Here is a 15,631-nt window from a genome sequence, read left to right as displayed (position 1 = left end):
GGACAGCCCAGAGTTGCAACATCCGCTGTGGAGGCGGTAATGAGTGAAGTCGATGAGATTCCTGATTTGAAGGAGCTCAACCGCCTGCTGATCGAGCGGATGCGGGTGAAGCGGCGTCCGGTTGCGATCACCTACTGCTACGATGGGCCGCCACCGGGATACGAACCGGCCAATGTGGTGGCGTGCGCAATCGTGCGCGAAGCCGAACAAGGACGGCGGGTGTATGTTGATGCCGAGCATCATGACTGCTGGGTCGGGCAATATCACCTCGGTCTGAATCCCAATCCGGGGCCATACATTACCGAGGGTGTCTATCTGACTGACGCGCAAGGCTTCTATACGCCGGAAGCAGCGGCCTGCAATAAACAGCAGAGCTACTCGCTGCCAGCGGGCATGATCAAGGCATTGGCCGCCGCGCCGCTCGATGACGTGCCGGATGGTGTGCCGGTCGATCTGATGGTGTGTGTGGTCGATCCACAGCGGGCGATGCAGATCGCCGGGGCAGCCAGCGTGCGGATCGGCACATTTCCGGTTGGTGAATTGGGCGCTAGCGCCTGCGCCTCAATATTCGCTGCGCCATGGCACACGAAAAACTCAGTGTTTGCGATTGGTGACGGCGGCGGACGGATGCATAATCGGCTCGATCCGAGTGAAATGTTCGTTTCCATCCCGCGATCACATTTGCGCTACGTGGTAGAATTAATAGAGAACTTCCGCATTGATCCGCAGAAAATGCGAGAAGTAATTATGCCGTCGTATGCCGCAAAGGCAAAATAGCCGCGAGAGGAGTGAACACTATGCCAAGCGGACTCGGTGAAGCCACGCAAATGATCGGTCCGTTGACGCCAGCCATCCTGTGTTGGGCCTGTTTAATCCTCACTGTCCTTGGCCTCGGTCTGACATTCCTGTGGACGAATGTTACCGCCTATGCACGCCGCACACGCAACGGGCGGAAACCAACAGCCGGATCGGTGGTCAAGACGCAGCGGTAATTCGGCCCATAGCGGGATCGCGGTACACCGGTCGCAAGAGGTTGTGATCGGGTTGTCCTTGTTATCCCGCCTAATTCGGGTTTGATGGGTTGGGCGGGCATCTGCCCGCTCATTCATTTTGCAAAGGTACGACGCAATGACTAAAGAACACGACCAAGCAGTCACGACAGCCGAACCATCAGCAAATGGTGATACTCCGTCTACCAATGCTCCGATTCCACCGTATCCATTTGTGGCCATTGTTGGTCAAGCAGAATTGAAGTTAGCCCTTTTGCTGTGCGTCGTTAATCCGACGATCGGTGGGGTCATGGTGATGGGTCATCGCGGCACGGCCAAATCAACCGCCGTGCGCGCGCTTGCTGCCATGCTCCCACCGATCAAGGCCGTTGCCGGTTGCCCTTACTCGTGCGCCCCCGATCGTACCGCTGGCCTGTGTGACCAATGCCGAGCCGTGCCCAACCAGACTGGCAAACCCAAAAAGCCGAGCGTCATCAATATTCCGGTGCCGGTAGTTGACTTGCCGCTCGGCGCAACCGAAGATCGCGTCTGTGGCACGCTCGATATTGAGCGGGCATTGACCCAAGGCGTGCAAGCGTTTGCCCCCGGCCTGTTGGCCCGCGCCAATCGCGGTTTTCTTTACATTGATGAAGTGAATCTGCTCGAAGACCATCTGGTTGACGTCTTGCTCGACGTAGCAGCGTCGGGTGTGAACGTTGTCGAGCGCGAAGGTATCAGTGTGCGCCACCCGGCCCGCTTTGTGCTGGTGGGTTCGGGCAATCCCGAAGAGGGCGATCTGCGGCCACAGTTACTCGACCGCTTTGGCTTGCACGCCCGTATTACCACCATTACCGATGTCAGTGAGCGGGTGGAGATTGTCAAACGACGCCGTGAATATGACGCTGATCCGTTCGCGTTTGTCGAAAAGTGGTCGAAAGAGACGCAGAAATTGCAGCGCAAGATCAAGCAAGCGCAACGCCGTTTACCCGAGGTGGTATTGCCCGATCCGGTGCTGTACAAGATCGCCGAACTCTGCGTTAAACTCGAAGTTGATGGCCATCGTGGCGAACTAACGTTGGCCCGCACGGCAACTGCACTGGCTGCGCTCGAGGGGCGCAACGAGGTGAACGTGAACGACGTGCGCCGGATTGCGGTGCTGGCGCTGCGCCACCGGCTGCGCAAAGATCCGTTGGAGACGCAAGACGATGCGGTGCGGATCGAGCGGGCAGTGGAAGAGGTGTTGGTGCCGTAACGGGACATATATTGCTGAGGACGAAATGCAGCAGGCATCACAGGCAATTGCGCAATGAGCCGGCTCCGAGGCAACGAAGCGTGATGATGTGCGGCAGTTTCACTGCCGCACGTCATACCAATCCTGCAACTGTGCGACGGCTGCACGAAGCCTGTAATGTGCATTCCACGCTCTATCACAACCGCTCATGTTCCGTTCATCATTGATCATCTGGCAGTGTGACGCGATGCCGCCGATCACGCTGACAGGAGCGCATTATGGCACAGAAAGTGAAAGAACTGCCGTCAGCGCCGCTCCCGTTTACGGCGATAGTTGGCCTTGAGACGGCCCGGCAGGCCCTGTTGTTGCTGGCGGTCGATCCGATGCTGGCCGGGGTGGCAATTGGCGCCGGGGCCGGAACCGGCAAGAGCGCACTGGTGCGCGCCTTTGCCCGTATGCTGGCCAGCGGGCGCGAGTTTGACCCCACCTTGCCCTGCAATTTGGTCGAGATGCCGGTCGGTGTAAGTGAAGACCGACTCTTGGGTGGGATTGATATTGAGGCGACGCTGGCCTTGGGCGAGCGGGTGCATCGCAGCGGGTTGCTGGCGCGCGCCAACGGCGGCTTATTATACGTGGATAGCGTCAACCTGCTCGACGATAGCACCATTAACCACATTCTCGGTGCGCTGGATAGCGGCGTGGTGCGGGTTGAACGCGAAGGGATTTCGGTGGTGGAACCGGCCCGCTTTGCGCTGCTGGTGACTTATGATCCGGCAGAAGGGCCGCCCCGTCGCCACTTGCTCGACCGGCTCGGGTTGATCGTGGCCCCAATCGGCAAAGCACCGGTGACGACGCGGGCCGAAGTGGTGCGGCGTAATTTGCAACCAAACCTCGATTATGAAGACGATGAGGCATTGGTCTTGGCCGGCGTGTTGGCAGCACGGGAACTGCTGCCAACGGTGACGATCACCGACGAGCAGATCCGGCAATTGAGTATGACTGCTTTGGCGTTGGGGGTCGAAGGCCACCGGGCCGATATGTTTGCGATGCGGGCAGCGCGGGCAGCGGCGGCGCTGGCCGGACGCGACACGGTGAGTAACGAAGATCTCGAACTGGCGGTGCGGCTGGTGATGTTGCCGCGCGCAACCCGGATGCCGGAAATGACGCAGGAAGAGGTGCAACCGCCGCCGCCTACCCCCGAACCGGCGCCGCCACCGCCGAGCCAGCGCGATGAAGAGGACGAGCAGAACGACGAAGAGGATCAACCACCGAAACCGCCGGACGAAGAGCTGACGGTGGAAGACCTGATTTTGGCGGCGATGGAGACTGAGGTGCCGCCAGATATTCTCGAAACGCCATTCACAGTGCGGCGGCGCGGGCGAAGTGGCTCACGCGGCACGATTTCGGGCCAGCGCGGGCGGCACATCCGCTCGGTGCCGGGCCGTCCGGCGCAAGGCCGGCTTGATGTGATCGCAACGTTGCGCGCAGCAGCGCCGTGGCAACGCTTGCGGGCCAGCGAGCATCCGTATCATCAGCACCGGCGCGGGCGCATCCATTTGCGGGCCGATGACTTGCATATCAAAAAGTACCGCTCGAAAGCGGGCACCCTCTTCTGTTTTCTAGTTGATGCCAGCGGCTCGATGGCACTGCACCGGATGCGGCAAGCAAAAGGCGCGGTTAATGCTCTCTTGCAACAAGCCTACGTGCATCGCGATCAGGTCGCGTTGCTCGCCTTCCGTGGTGAGCGAGCCGATCTGCTGCTCCCGCCATCGCAGAGCGTCGAGCTGGCAAAACGGGCGCTCGATGTCTTGCCGACCGGTGGCGGCACGCCGCTAGCGGCGGCGCTGCTGGCAGCGTATCAGATTAGTGAACAGGCGCGAGCGCGTGGCATCTTCCGTACCACCATCGTGCTGATCACCGATGGACGGCCCAACGTCCCGCTCAAAGCTGACCCGACGATGGATAAAAACCGCCGGCTCGAGCAGGCCCGCCAAGAGGTACAGCAACTGGCCGGACGATTGCGCGCCGCCGGCATCGGAGCTGTAGTAATTGATACACAGCGTAGCTTTGTTTCGCGGGGTGAAGCGCAACAATTGGCGGCATGGCTGGGTGGACGCTACGTGTATCTGCCGAACGGGCGCGGCGACCAGATCGCCAATGCCGTGATCGCGGCGAGTGAAGAGACGTAGCGGCGAGTTGGACGGGTAACAACCCACGGGCAAGCGGCATGGAGTGCGGCAGTTTGACTACCGCACTCCATCGACGGTTATCGCCAAGATATTGGTATTGCGAGGGGGCGTAGCCCCCGAAGGAATCTCCGGCTGTAGCAGGCATAACCGCTGAGTGGTTACCTTTCACACTCGCGGGGATTGCTGTGCCGCGCAAGGCGCGGCGCGCAATGACGTCAGGAAAGCGACGCGCGCTATCCCCGCTAGCGCCAACAAAACACCGGCAACCATAGAGGTTGCCGGTGTTCGTGCCTCTGGCACCCCGCCAGCAGAGGGAAGAGGAAGGTGGAAGAGGGGCAACGGGGAGCACAAGAGGCGGTGTACAGTTCGTGAGGTTTGCTACAGTTGCCTCTCCGCTGGCGGGCAGCGCCGTCTTCACTTACCTGTAGCATATGCCTTGGAGTTACAACGCGGCAATAGTTCTTTGATACCCTTTGCGATGAACCATGTGGCTCGCATCTATTGGTATTGACTTTGCGTCTGAGCTGAACTCATTTCAGTCAGAATCTCAATTCGTCAGCTTAGACCCTCTCGCGCAAGGAGCGAGCTAGGTCTTGGGTAAATGATATTGAATTATTACGGCGAATATATAATTACCATATCTTGCAAATGTCCCGACCGTAATATCTTCAGTTCGATCGAGACCATGAAAAGCCGCATGACTTGATTTAGCGAGATTATCAACCAATTTTCGGGAAAGATGATGATCAAACAGGAATACCGTAATTATTCGCTCACGATCAGCAGCAAAGACCAGACAAGCCTTAATGTCTTCCACAGTTAGAACAGGAAAGTCTGCCAACATTTCCGCAACGCTCATTCTAGCAGCGAGACAAGATAAAATATCACAAACTACATAGCGTAAACTACGAATAATTGGCTTACCACTACGGATAGCAGGATTGACGATAATCATCAACTGATACGTTTTGCCCAGATGCACCTTAACTGCACCGATAACGTGCGAACTTATTGCAGGATTGTAGTGCATCAGCTTGCCTTCATACAAGAGACGCTACCACGCTTAGCAACACACCGGCACGCAACCCGATATGCGGCCAAGATATGCTACAATCAGGAATAGTACGATCAATAGCTCAACAAACTGTTGCCTATGCCGCCCAAACCGCGAGGCCCAACTTTGTTTGACGCGCAACGCCAACAGGCGTTGCAGAATCAGGCGCCGCTGGCAGCGCGTATGCGCCCGCGCACGCTCGATGAGTTCGTCGGACAGGGCCACATCATTGGCGAAGGCAAGTTGCTGCGGCGAGCGATTGCTAACGATCAGCTTTTCTCGCTGATCTTGTGGGGTCCGCCAGGCAGCGGTAAGACGACACTGGCCCAGATCATCGCTAACAGCACCAATGCCCACTTCGAGCCGCTCAGCGCGGTGAGCGCCGGGGTGAACGATCTGCGCCGAGTAGTGCAAGAGGCCAAAGACCGGCTCGGCATGTTTCAGCAGCGCACAGTCGTCTTTATTGATGAAATCCACCGTTTCAACAAGAGCCAGCAAGACGCCATCTTACCTTACATCGAAGATGGCACGATCATTCTGATCGGCGCGACGACCGAAAACCCATCATTTGAGGTTAATTCGGCCTTGCTCTCGCGGGCGCGGGTCTTTACGCTGGAAGCGTTGCGCGATGACGAGATCGGTATCTTGATCGATCGAGCCTTGAGCGATCGCGAGCGCGGGTTGGGTGAGTTGAAGATTATGCTCGCCAGCGATGCGCGCAGTTACTTGATCAATATGTCAAATGGCGACGCTCGCACCGCGCTCAACGCGCTCGAAGCAGCGGCCCGCTCAAAGCCACCGGCGATCGGCGAGACGCGCTTGATCACGGTTGACGATATTCGCGATGCGTTGCAAAGCCGGGCCGTGCGCTACGATAAACACGGCGAACTGCACTACGACGCCATCTCGGCGCTGCATAAGAGCGTGCGCGATAGCGATCCCGACGGTGCGTTGTATTGGCTGGGGCGGATGCTCGACGGCGGCGAGGATCCGCTGTACATTGCCCGCCGGTTAGTGCGGATAGCAGTGGAGGACATTGGGTTGGCTGATCCGCAAGCCTTGCCGCAGACGATTGCCGCCCAACAGGCGGTGCATTTTCTCGGCCAGCCGGAAGGCGAATTGGCGCTAGCGCAGGCGGTTGTTTACCTCTGCCTCGCGCCGAAGAGCAATGCACTCTACCGGGCTTACGGCGCAGTGCAACGCGACGTGGCCGAAACGCGCAACGAGCCGGTGCCGCTCCATTTGCGCAACGCACCCACCGAGCTGATGAAACGGCTGGGGTATGGTCGCAGTTACGAGTACGCTCACGACCTGCCAGAAGGGCGGTCTGATCAAGAACACCTGCCGCCGAATCTGGCGGGGCGAATCTACTACGAGCCGACCGGACGCGGTTTTGAGGCGGTGGCCCGCGAACGGTTGGCGTGGCGCGAAGAGCGCCGGCAACGCTCAACCCCGCCACCTACCACACCAACGCCGGCGGAAGAGCTGGCCCCCGGCGAAGAACCACAGCTACCGCCAGAGGACGTACCGCCGCGACGGCGCGGCAAACGGAGCACACTGTAGGGGCATAGCGCTGCTATGCCCCGACCGAGGAACATATCAATGATCGACCGAGCACAAGTCGTTATTATCGGCGCAGGCGTGATTGGCGCGAGTATTGCCTTTCATTTGGCCGAACGTGGCCTGCGCGACGTGGTTATCCTTGAACGCGAAGAGACCGAAATCAGCGGCAGCACGGCTCGCTCGGCTGCCGGGGTGCGCCACCAATTCTCGTCGCGCATCAATGTCTTGCTGTCGCGCTACAGCATCGAACGACTGCGCCACTTCGAGGAAGAGGTCGGCGGCCACGCCGAATTGCGGCAGGTGGGGTATCTGTTCCTGATTAACGACGAAGCGACGTGGGCGCAGTATCTGCGCAACGTGGCGATGCAACGCGAGCTGGGGGTGCGGGTTGAGACACTGACGCCGGAAGAGGCGGCGCGTTTTGTGCCGCAAATGCGGATCGATGACTTGATCGGGGCCACCTTTGGCCCTGACGACGGCTACTGTGATCCCTACGGCATTGCGCTCGGCTACCTGCGCGCTGCGCAACGTCACGGTGTACGCCTGCGCCGTGGCACGCCAGTGACCGGTTTTCAGATCACCGGCGGGCGCGTGACGGCGGTAGAAACGCCGTCTGGGCCGGTCGGCTGCGACATTGTGATCAACTGCGCCGGGCCGTGGGCAGGTGAAGTAGCGGCGCTAGCCGGTCTCGACTTGCCGGTGCGACCCTACCGCCGCAACGTCTATATGACCACCCCCTTCCCAGCGATCAGCGCGCCGATCCCGTTGACGATCGATGTTGGCACCGGCTTCTACATGCGGCGCGAGGGGCAGAGCATCTTGATGGGTCGCTCGAACCCAGCCGAGCCAAGCAGCACCAATACCACGGTGGATTGGGATTGGCTGGAGGCGGTGATTGAAGCCGGCATCCACCGCTTCCCGATTCTGGAGACGGCAGGGTTGGCCGAACAGCAGTGTTGGGCAGGCTTGTATGAAATCACGCCGGATCACAATCCGATCCTTGGCCGGCATCCTGATTTAGCAGGTTATATTGACGCCAGCGGCTTCAGCGGCCATGGCATCATGCACGCGCCAGCAACCGGTTTGTTGATCGCCGAAGAGGTGATCGACGGGCGGGCGCATACGATTAATATTGACGAGCTGCGGATCGACCGGTTCCGTAGCGGCAAGCTCGCATCCGAATTCAATGTTATCTAACGAGGTGATGAACCATGACGCTTGATGAAGCGATTGCCGAGATTCAGCGCCGGATTGCCGCTGCCAGCCCTAGCGCGGTCACACGGGTGACGCGCGTTTCCGCCGAAGAGGCTAGCATTCGGGCTTACGCCCCCGCCGCCGACGAGCAGGCGATCAAGAATGCGACGAATGAGTTTACCATTTCGCTGTTGACCAACGAGGGCCTTGACGTGCAGGTGCTGGTGTACGACATCACGACATCGTTGCCGCCAGAGGAGTAGGGGAACGGGCATATCGCACATACGATACATATCCTTAACAGATCACAAAAGCTATTGTTTGGGTAGCATCGCAGTGACTCCGCCTCCAGTTGCCTTGAATGGCACGGAGCGCGGGGTCATATTTCATTGCCAAACTAAAACGTCAGTGCTTAAAAAGTGAGCGAACGTTCAAGTTAGTTGTAGGCTTCTATTGCTATCACGCTTACTAGAAGATGATACACCTCAATCTCGACAAGCCTCAGCGATGGAAGCAAGACATTGAGCAATCAATATTTCAATCGCTGGTTCATCACATTTGCTCCAGAGACGTTCCGAGCAGCGCGTGAAGGCACTATTACGCCCTCAACAAACATTGCAGATTTGCGCTTAATCACGCCAAGCGAACCCTATTATTCGTAACGAGCAAGAGCGTCGCCAACCTTCGTTTGATAGCAACATTTCGCGAACAGCATTGATATACCAAACAATCAGTAGCTAGCACCATGCTGATCTCGACAATGCGCGCCAGTACATACGCTGTTCGATTGAACATCACTGGATAGATCAACATTCCACATAGATGTCGTTATGCAAACCAAGAATGCGCTCCCTTAACAAATTCCCATTTTTATTGAAGCGAAGCTAGCCGGTGATTTCGTTAACCTAAGCAAGCGCCGGAAAGAAGCAGCCAATAAGATGCAACATATACGAGCAGCGTGTGGTGACAACATCCGGTACGTATTATTTCTGGCCGGAAGTGACTAGGGAAGAAGTAGTACAGGTAACATTGTGGTGAACCGCTCCTACCTCACCCCCGCTCGTCATTCATCAACACCTGCTGCAACTGCCGTTTAAGGCGGGCAAAGGCTGGGTCGGTGACGAGGGTGTACGAGCGCGGGCGAGGCAGCGCAACGCGCAGCTCAAGCGCGATGCGGGCCGGGCGCGGGGTGAGGACGTAGATGCGGTCGGCAAGGATGATGGCCTCGTCGATGTCGTGGGTGACGAGCAAAACCGTGCGGTCGAGCCGATCCCACAGGGCGAGCAGCCACTGTTGCAACTGGGCACGGGTGAGGGCATCGAGCGCGCCGAAGGGTTCGTCGAGCAGCATGATCGGGCGGTGCCAGAGGACGGTGCGCAGAAAGGCGGCGCGCTGGCGCATGCCACCCGACAGCAGGGCTGGGCGGGCATCACCCCAGCCTTGCAAGCCAAAATCGGCCAGCAGCGCGTGCGCTTCGCGGCGGGCCGCCGCCACATCGCCGCCATGCACCACCGTCGCCAGCACCGCGTTCTCGATCACCGATAACCACGGGAGCAGGGCGTCGCGTTGCGGCATATAAGCCACCTGCCCGCGCCGGCCCGTCACATCCACACCGTCGATACGCACGGCACCGGCATCGGGTCGTTCAAGGCCGGCAATGATGTTAAACAGGGTCGTCTTGCCGCTGCCGCTCGGCCCAATTACGGCGACAAACTCCCCCGCCGCGACCTGCATGCTCAGCCGGTCGAGCACCAGCATCGGCCCGGCGGGAGAGGTGAACGTTTTGCTGATGGAGTGTAGTTCGAGGGTTGGCATTGCGTTAGTTACCGAAGGGAGACAGCGGCGCTGTGTCCATACGGCGGTTACGGCAAGAAATCGTTAGTAAAGGCCTTTTCCGGCTCGATCATGCGCGCAATAAGGTTGCGTTCGGCCATCCATTGGGCGTAGGTGCGCCAAACCGCAAGCTTCTGCTCACCCCAACGCGGCGCTTCGGCCTGATATTGGCCGGCCAAATATTGCTGGCTGCGCCGCACCAGCTCGGCGTCGAGTTCGGGCGCAGCCTTAAGAAGGATATCGGCAGCTTCGGCGGGCTGCTCGATGGCAAAGCGATACCCGGCGCTCGTTGCGGCGAGGAACCGTCGCACCAGATCAGGCCTCTCGGCGATCAGCTTTTCACTTGTAATTATGACCGGCGTATAGTAGTCGGGGATGCACTGCACATCGTTCATCATCACAATATTGAGCGGCACACCGCGCACCTCAGCTTCAATGCCGGTCCAACCTTTGAAAATCCAGACAAAATCAACTTCATCGCGTTCGGTGGCGACAAAAAAGTCGGAACTACCGATGTCAACAAACTTCACCTGATCAAACTGTTCACCGGCCCCAACACATTCAAGCAAACCACGGATAACCGCTTCTTCGACAGGGGAGCCAAACGCACCATACTTCTTGCCAATGAAATCGCGCGGGCTGGTGATGCCCTCTTCGGCGCGGCTGGCAAAGCCACTGGTGTTGTGCTGAATAATTGCAGCAATCGAGACAATTGGCACTCCCTCCACACGGGCTTGGGTGACACCTTCTTGATACGAAATGCCAAAATCAAGCCGGCCAGCAGCCACCAACTGCTCGACCGTGCCGCCCTCTTGCGCACCGAGAATCTCGACAGCGAGACCTTGCTGCGCGTAGTAGCCTTTATCTTGGGCCACATAGAGACCGGTATGATTGGTATTCGGCGTCCAATCTAATCCAACGCGCACGTTGGTTAAAGGAGTCTGAGGGGAAGACGGTGTTGCAGTCCCACTACCACACGCAGTCAGCACCATCATCAGGGTAAATAACAACCATCTGCGCATTAGCGTTCTCCCTTCCAAAACACGATCCAGCGTTCAAGCAGGCTAACCAAGGTGAAGAGAACAATCGTTAGTAACGATGTCACCAGTGCGGCGACAAAGACTTGATCAGTACGGAAGGCACGCAGCGAGCGTGCAATATAGACGCCCAAACCGGCGCTGGCGCCGATCCATTCGGCTAACACGGCACCGATCACACTGTAGGTAATCGCAACCTTAATCCCGGTGAAGATAGCCGGCAAAGCAGCGCGCAACCGCAACAGGCGGAGCAGTTGCCAATAGTTGGCCCCCATTGCCTCAAGCAGACGACGCTGGTCGCGATCGGCCCCTTGCAGACCGTCGATGGTATTGACCACAATCGGAAAAAAGGTAATTAGCGCCACCACCAGCACCTTGGGCAAGAGACCAAACCCGAACCCGACGACCAGCAGGGGTGCAATCGCCACGATTGGCACCGTCTGCGACGTAACCAGCAGCGGATAGATAGCGCGGCGCAGGAGCGGTGAGGCATCGAGTGCCACGCCTAACCCAAATCCAGCTACCAGTGCCAGTGTAAAGCCGGGGATCGTTACCGTGAGCGTGGCTATGGTATGCTCGGCTAACACCGGCAGACTTGTCACCAAAGTGGTAGCAATGCGGGATGGTGATGGCAACAGCCATGCCGGAACGGCCCAATACCAGACCAGCCCTTCCCAGAGCAGCAGCAAACTGATGACGAGCAAAGCTGGCGGGCCATATTCAATCAAGCCGGTGCGCCACGATAGGCGGGTGGGAGCAGTGACCGGTGTCGTGTGGATTGGTGCCGAAACCTCTTCACTCATACTTCGCCAGCTTCTCGGCAATTGACGAACCATTCGGATCGTAATCTATCTTGATTAGGGTAAAGACCCGGCTGGCGCCAGCGGCCAGCACCGCCTCTTGCGCCCGCTTAATGACCGCCATAATCGCATCGTAATCACCTTCGATCGTTGTCTCCATGGGGCAAACGCGGTAGGTCAAACCACTCTCGGCCACTACCGCGATCGCCGCATCAACGGCAGCGTAGGTCGTCGCTTTATCGGGCAACCCACCGGGCAAGACCTCGAAACTGACGGTGACAGCGGGCATACCATCCTCCTTGTTGCGCCAACAATAAAAACCGCCACTCCAGCGATGGGGAGCGACGGTACCATGACCAGAAAGCCTTCCCTCCGCTGGCATAACCCAGATCAGGTTCAAAGGGTCAACGGCATCAATCGGGCCGCAATCTCAGCCGGGCTCACCCGGCTCCCCTGGCTGCGCAGATGCGCTTGATTCAGTTGTGTTAAGAATGATAGAAGGAAGCGGGCCGGCTGTCAAGCGCCGGAGGTATAGATAGCTACAAAGAGGCAGATAGGTGGTAGAGCAATCTTACAGCAAACGACCGGCGTATACCGGTCGCGCTTGGTGGGCCGCCTCGGATTCGAACCGAGAACCTGTCGGTTATGAGCCGATTGCTCTGCCGTTGAGCTAGCGGCCCGTCTCGCCCTATTATAGCGAGAGGGAGGGGTTGGCGTCAACCAGTTGGCCGCTGGCCAACGACCAGCAACATTGAACGGGTAGGAGGAATCGCAGCAGTAAGCGCAAAAAAGAGCGCTTTACCAAGCACTCGATGGGGTGCGCTAAGCAAGCGACTCGCTTCAAGACCAACTCGCTCCCACGGTGCTTCATACCGCTTGCACACAATCCGAAAACCGGCTTGTTCGACCAACCACGTCAATTCACCCATTGTGTAGGTGCGGCTGTGGGTGGTATAACGCGCCTCGCCTTCGAGCAGCATCTGGTGGCGAAACTCTTCAGGTGTACTGAGACTCTGCCAAAGCAGCATGCGCAGAATTGCGCGGGCACGGCTTTTGAGGTAGAGTTCGTTAGGCGTGGTAATCAACAACCGGCCACCGGGCCGCAAAACGCGGTAAAACTCGCGTAAGATCGGCAACGGCGAATAGACCATATGCTCGATCACTTCGGAAAAGACCACCCAATCAAAGCCAGCATCGGGGTACGGCACCGGTTCGCGTTCGAGATTGACCTGCCGCACTTCAACGCCTAGCCGATCCCAAAGTGCCTTGCGGGTAAAGGGATCAAGGTCAGCGCCACTGACCTTGAATCCAGCTTCAACCAATAGCTCAGTAAACTGGCCGGGCGTTACCCCCACTTCAAGCACACGAGCGCCGTTGGCCGGCCCCATCGCACGTAGCATTGCCGCAAAGCGGTAGCGATGTAGGCGAAAGTAGGCTTCTTTACCATCGGCCCGTGCGCTCTGGGCAACGCGGTCAAACAAGGCAGATTCTTCAACTTTGGTCATGGTTTGTTCGTCAATCATCATAGCGGTTGCCGCCCACAGCAACGCCGCGCCGTATAGTATCATACTCACGACAGATCGGCGAGTCGGGTGTTAACCCACTCGACTGGAAGGAGCGTAACAATGTATCCATCCTCACCTCCCACCACTCCACAGCGCAGTGAACTGAGCCGCCTCTTTTTGCGCTGGCTCATCTACTCGCTAGCGATCTTTGCCGCAGTGTGGATTGTGCCGGGGATCGAGTTTACCGGGCCGGGCTGGCAAATCGGGATTGTCGCTTTGCTGTTCGGGCTGCTAAACGCGCTCTTGCGGCCACTGCTCTATTTTCTCACCTGCCCACTGGTCATTCTGACGCTGGGTCTGTTCGGGCTAGTGATCAACGCCCTTTTGTTGGGGCTAACCTCGGCATTGGCCGATCAACTCGGCATTCATTTCGTGGTTAATGGTTTCTGGCCGGCCTTTTTTGGCGGCATGGTGATTTCCATCGTTAGCACGGCGCTGCAATATCTAGCCGGCGACGTGCAGTTTCGGATCGTGGTTGAACGCCGGCCAAGGAATTAATCGTAGAGACGTTGCAATGCAACGTCTCTACAGTTTTACGCCTCAAATCCGCTCGCGGGCACGGTGAAGCCGAACAGTGCGGGTGAGCAGCGTTGCGCCGAGCAACAACACGCCAAGGAAAGGTATACCGGCGCTCGTGTTGGGTAACGGCGCTTGCCCGCCACTCTGGCCGCCGGCAGCCGGCGGCGTGGGCGTGACGGTAGCCGTGGTTGAAGTGCCGCCACCGATCACGGCGCCAGCAGTTGCGGTTGGGCTAGAGGACGCTGCTGTGGCGATAGCAGTTGCTGTCACCCCCACTGTAGCCGTCGCAGTTGGACTCGTCACTGGCGCAAGTGTCGCGGTCGCCGTGACCACCTGCTGCTCGCCAACCACCAACACGGTGCTGATATTCGAGAATACGGGCCGGCTCAAGCCGCTATAACTCGCCTGCGCCTGCACCACTAACAACGTCCCGGCAGTAACGTTGGGACGGATACGGGTCGCAATCGTGATTTGCACACGCTCACCGGGGGCAAGATCGGGCGCAGTGTACGTCACTGTCTGGCTGCTAATTACCGGATCGGCCCCACGGCTCGCGTTTGCACTCAGTACTTGCAGGTTCGAGGGCAGTACACTCCGTAGGTTCACCGCACTGATCGTCTGCTCAGGATGTGTATTCCCTAACACTACTGTAAAGACCACATCTTGGCCAGCGTAAGCGCTGCCCCAATCGCTAGACAGGCGGAGCAGCAAATCACCTTCGCTAAACACAGCCGGAGCTGGTTGTTCGGTTGGAGTCGGTGTTATTTCCGGCAGCGAGGTTGCTGTTGGCGAAGCCGGAGGCCTTGGTCGCGGCGTTGCAGGCGGACGTGGCGCAACCGTCACCACTGGCGCCGGTGGTGGTGGCTCAGTTGGCAAGACTGACGGCGAGGTTGGTACGGTTGGCGCTGGTGGTGACGTTGGCGCTGGAGGTTCAGTAGGACGCGGCGCCGGCGGCGAGGTTGGCCTTGGCGCTGGTGGTGACGTTGGCCGCGATGTTGCGACCGGTGTTACCACTTGGGTTGGAATTGGTGTATTGGTTGTTATTGGCGTCACGGTTGGTGATGTTGGAGTTGGTGTTATGGTAACGACGGTGGTCGGGGTTTCTGGGGTTGATGTAACCGCCGGAGCAGTTGGTACTGGTTCTCCGGCGACAGTTACATTTACGACATTCGAGGTGGCAATAGTAAGACTCCCCTGTTCAAGGACTGCCTGATTGGGAATCAGCGTTCCTATGCTTGTTGTTGGGCGAACACGCACTTGCAACGTCACCGATGCCGGATTAAGCGTACTCACCGTGAGTGTGCAGAGCACAGTTTGGCCGGGGAAGCAGGTGCCTGATATCGCCGATACTTCCAACAACTCCAATTGAGAATCCAACACGTCACGCAGGGTAACGGTCAACAGACCCGCACTCTGCGTCGTCACCGCTAAACTGTAACTAAACGTTTGGCCGGGAGCGACATTAGCCAACGATGCAAACTTAGTCACGCGAGTTGTGGCCGGTGTTGGCGACGGCGTCACCGTCTCGACCGTCGGCGTCACCGTCTCGACCGTCGGCGTCACCGTCTCGACCGTCGGCGTCACCGTCTCGACTGTCGGCGTCACCGTCTCGACCGTCGGCGTCACCGTCTCGACCGTCGGCGTCACCGTCTCGACC

General features: G+C 58.4%; 15 protein-coding genes, 1 tRNA gene, 1 pseudogene and 1 riboswitch. Of the genes and pseudogenes, 9 read left to right on the top strand and 8 right to left on the bottom strand.

Annotated features, from left to right (window positions below; translation table 11 throughout):
• Positions 1-39: 39 nt before the first annotated feature.
• The 4 genes from Q1A00_RS17765 to bchD all read left to right on the top strand — a co-directional run bounded on the left by Q1A00_RS17765 (position 40) and on the right by bchD (position 4,409).
• Positions 40-777, top strand: coding sequence for a DUF169 domain-containing protein (locus Q1A00_RS17765; RefSeq protein WP_298403122.1), 738 nt, complete (start codon positions 40-42; stop codon positions 775-777).
• Positions 778-797: 20 nt separating this feature from the next.
• Positions 798-992 (top strand): hypothetical protein, encoded by a 195-nt coding sequence (locus Q1A00_RS17760; protein WP_298403124.1) that lies wholly within the window; start codon positions 798-800, stop codon positions 990-992.
• A gap of 136 nt (positions 993-1,128) precedes the next feature.
• Complete coding sequence (bchI, locus tag Q1A00_RS17755; protein ID WP_298403126.1) at positions 1,129-2,241, top strand: magnesium chelatase ATPase subunit I; 1,113 nt, start codon at positions 1,129-1,131, stop codon at positions 2,239-2,241.
• 257 nt (positions 2,242-2,498) lie between these two features.
• Positions 2,499-4,409 carry a magnesium chelatase ATPase subunit D gene (gene bchD / locus Q1A00_RS17750; RefSeq protein WP_298482414.1) on the top strand — a complete coding sequence of 637 codons (1,911 nt, stop codon included), beginning with the start codon at positions 2,499-2,501 and terminating at the stop codon, positions 4,407-4,409.
• A 757-nt stretch (positions 4,410-5,166) separates the two neighbouring features.
• Here bchD and Q1A00_RS18515 read toward each other — a convergent pair.
• Positions 5,167-5,364, bottom strand: a pseudogene (locus Q1A00_RS18515) (DUF433 domain-containing protein); the annotation flags it as partial.
• 198 nt (positions 5,365-5,562) lie between these two features.
• On the opposite strand from Q1A00_RS18515, the gene Q1A00_RS17740 reads away from it, so the two are divergent.
• The 4 genes from Q1A00_RS17740 to Q1A00_RS18510 all read left to right on the top strand — a co-directional run bounded on the left by Q1A00_RS17740 (position 5,563) and on the right by Q1A00_RS18510 (position 9,227).
• The gene (locus tag Q1A00_RS17740) at positions 5,563-7,026 is read left to right on the top strand and encodes a replication-associated recombination protein A (protein ID WP_298403135.1); all 1,464 of its coding nucleotides are present in this window, start codon (positions 5,563-5,565) and stop codon (positions 7,024-7,026) included.
• Between the two features lie 39 nt (positions 7,027-7,065).
• The gene (locus Q1A00_RS17735) at positions 7,066-8,223 is read left to right on the top strand and encodes an FAD-binding oxidoreductase (protein WP_298403138.1); all 1,158 of its coding nucleotides are present in this window, start codon (positions 7,066-7,068) and stop codon (positions 8,221-8,223) included.
• Positions 8,224-8,237: 14 nt separating this feature from the next.
• Positions 8,238-8,483, top strand: coding sequence for a hypothetical protein (locus tag Q1A00_RS17730; protein WP_298403140.1), 246 nt, complete (start codon positions 8,238-8,240; stop codon positions 8,481-8,483).
• Between the two features lie 597 nt (positions 8,484-9,080).
• Positions 9,081-9,227: a XamI family restriction endonuclease gene (locus Q1A00_RS18510; protein ID WP_366917438.1), complete on the top strand. Its 147-nt coding sequence runs from the start codon at positions 9,081-9,083 to the stop codon at positions 9,225-9,227.
• Positions 9,228-9,270: 43 nt separating this feature from the next.
• Here Q1A00_RS18510 and Q1A00_RS17725 read toward each other — a convergent pair whose 3' ends face one another.
• The 6 genes from Q1A00_RS17725 to Q1A00_RS17700 all read right to left on the bottom strand — a co-directional run bounded on the left by Q1A00_RS17725 (position 9,271) and on the right by Q1A00_RS17700 (position 13,458).
• Entirely contained in the window at positions 9,271-10,035 is a 765-nt protein-coding gene (locus Q1A00_RS17725; protein WP_298403142.1) for an ABC transporter ATP-binding protein, read from the bottom strand.
• Positions 10,036-10,082: 47 nt separating this feature from the next.
• The gene (locus Q1A00_RS17720) at positions 10,083-11,075 is read right to left on the bottom strand and encodes an ABC transporter substrate-binding protein (protein WP_298403144.1); all 993 of its coding nucleotides are present in this window, start codon (positions 11,073-11,075) and stop codon (positions 10,083-10,085) included.
• Positions 11,075-11,893, bottom strand: coding sequence for an ABC transporter permease (locus Q1A00_RS17715; protein ID WP_299758219.1), 819 nt, complete (start codon positions 11,891-11,893; stop codon positions 11,075-11,077). Before Q1A00_RS17715 ends, Q1A00_RS17720 begins: the two co-directional genes overlap by 1 nt.
• A complete protein-coding gene (locus Q1A00_RS17710) occupies positions 11,886-12,179 on the bottom strand; it encodes a thiamine-binding protein (RefSeq protein WP_066788574.1) in 294 nt (97 codons plus the stop codon). The genes Q1A00_RS17715 and Q1A00_RS17710 overlap by 8 nt, the downstream gene beginning before the upstream one ends.
• Positions 12,180-12,239: 60 nt before the next feature.
• Positions 12,240-12,355: riboswitch (TPP riboswitch) on the bottom strand.
• A 140-nt stretch (positions 12,356-12,495) separates the two neighbouring features.
• Positions 12,496-12,570 (bottom strand) — tRNA-Ile (locus tag Q1A00_RS17705).
• 36 nt (positions 12,571-12,606) lie between these two features.
• Positions 12,607-13,458: a class I SAM-dependent methyltransferase gene (locus Q1A00_RS17700; RefSeq protein WP_298403317.1), complete on the bottom strand. Its 852-nt coding sequence runs from the start codon at positions 13,456-13,458 to the stop codon at positions 12,607-12,609.
• Positions 13,459-13,515: 57 nt separating this feature from the next.
• On the opposite strand from Q1A00_RS17700, the gene Q1A00_RS17695 reads away from it, so the two are divergent.
• Positions 13,516-13,953, top strand: coding sequence for a phage holin family protein (locus Q1A00_RS17695; RefSeq protein ID WP_298403154.1), 438 nt, complete (start codon positions 13,516-13,518; stop codon positions 13,951-13,953).
• Between the two features lie 42 nt (positions 13,954-13,995).
• On the opposite strand, the gene Q1A00_RS17690 is transcribed toward Q1A00_RS17695, so the two are convergent.
• Positions 13,996-15,631 (bottom strand): hypothetical protein (locus tag Q1A00_RS17690; RefSeq protein WP_299758215.1); only part of this gene is annotated, 1,636 nt, incomplete at its 5' end.

The sequence above is a fragment of the uncultured Chloroflexus sp. genome (assembly GCF_938091255.1).
GTDB lineage: Bacteria > Chloroflexota > Chloroflexia > Chloroflexales > Chloroflexaceae > Chloroflexus.
The sequence above is the reverse complement of the archived record's forward strand: the minus strand, read 5'-3'. Positions and strand labels throughout refer to the sequence as shown.

What these genes read in the sequence shown, in the direction of transcription:
- Q1A00_RS17765 (WP_298403122.1), top strand. Translation starts at nt 40, where the DNA reads ATGAGTGAAGTCGATGAGATTCCTGATTTGAAGGAGCTCAACCGCCTG.
- Q1A00_RS17760 (WP_298403124.1), top strand. Translation starts at nt 798, where the DNA reads ATGCCAAGCGGACTCGGTGAAGCCACGCAAATGATCGGTCCGTTGACG.
- bchI (WP_298403126.1), top strand. Translation starts at nt 1,129, where the DNA reads ATGACTAAAGAACACGACCAAGCAGTCACGACAGCCGAACCATCAGCA.
- bchD (WP_298482414.1), top strand. Translation starts at nt 2,499, where the DNA reads ATGGCACAGAAAGTGAAAGAACTGCCGTCAGCGCCGCTCCCGTTTACG.
- Q1A00_RS17740 (WP_298403135.1), top strand. Translation starts at nt 5,563, where the DNA reads ATGCCGCCCAAACCGCGAGGCCCAACTTTGTTTGACGCGCAACGCCAA.
- Q1A00_RS17735 (WP_298403138.1), top strand. Translation starts at nt 7,066, where the DNA reads ATGATCGACCGAGCACAAGTCGTTATTATCGGCGCAGGCGTGATTGGC.
- Q1A00_RS17730 (WP_298403140.1), top strand. Translation starts at nt 8,238, where the DNA reads ATGACGCTTGATGAAGCGATTGCCGAGATTCAGCGCCGGATTGCCGCT.
- Q1A00_RS17725 (WP_298403142.1), bottom strand. Translation starts at nt 10,035, where the DNA reads ATGCCAACCCTCGAACTACACTCCATCAGCAAAACGTTCACCTCTCCC.
- Q1A00_RS17720 (WP_298403144.1), bottom strand. Translation starts at nt 11,075, where the DNA reads ATGCGCAGATGGTTGTTATTTACCCTGATGATGGTGCTGACTGCGTGT.
- Q1A00_RS17715 (WP_299758219.1), bottom strand. Translation starts at nt 11,893, where the DNA reads ATGAGTGAAGAGGTTTCGGCACCAATCCACACGACACCGGTCACTGCT.
- Q1A00_RS17710 (WP_066788574.1), bottom strand. Translation starts at nt 12,179, where the DNA reads ATGCCCGCTGTCACCGTCAGTTTCGAGGTCTTGCCCGGTGGGTTGCCC.
- Q1A00_RS17700 (WP_298403317.1), bottom strand. Translation starts at nt 13,458, where the DNA reads ATGATACTATACGGCGCGGCGTTGCTGTGGGCGGCAACCGCTATGATG.
- Q1A00_RS17695 (WP_298403154.1), top strand. Translation starts at nt 13,516, where the DNA reads ATGTATCCATCCTCACCTCCCACCACTCCACAGCGCAGTGAACTGAGC.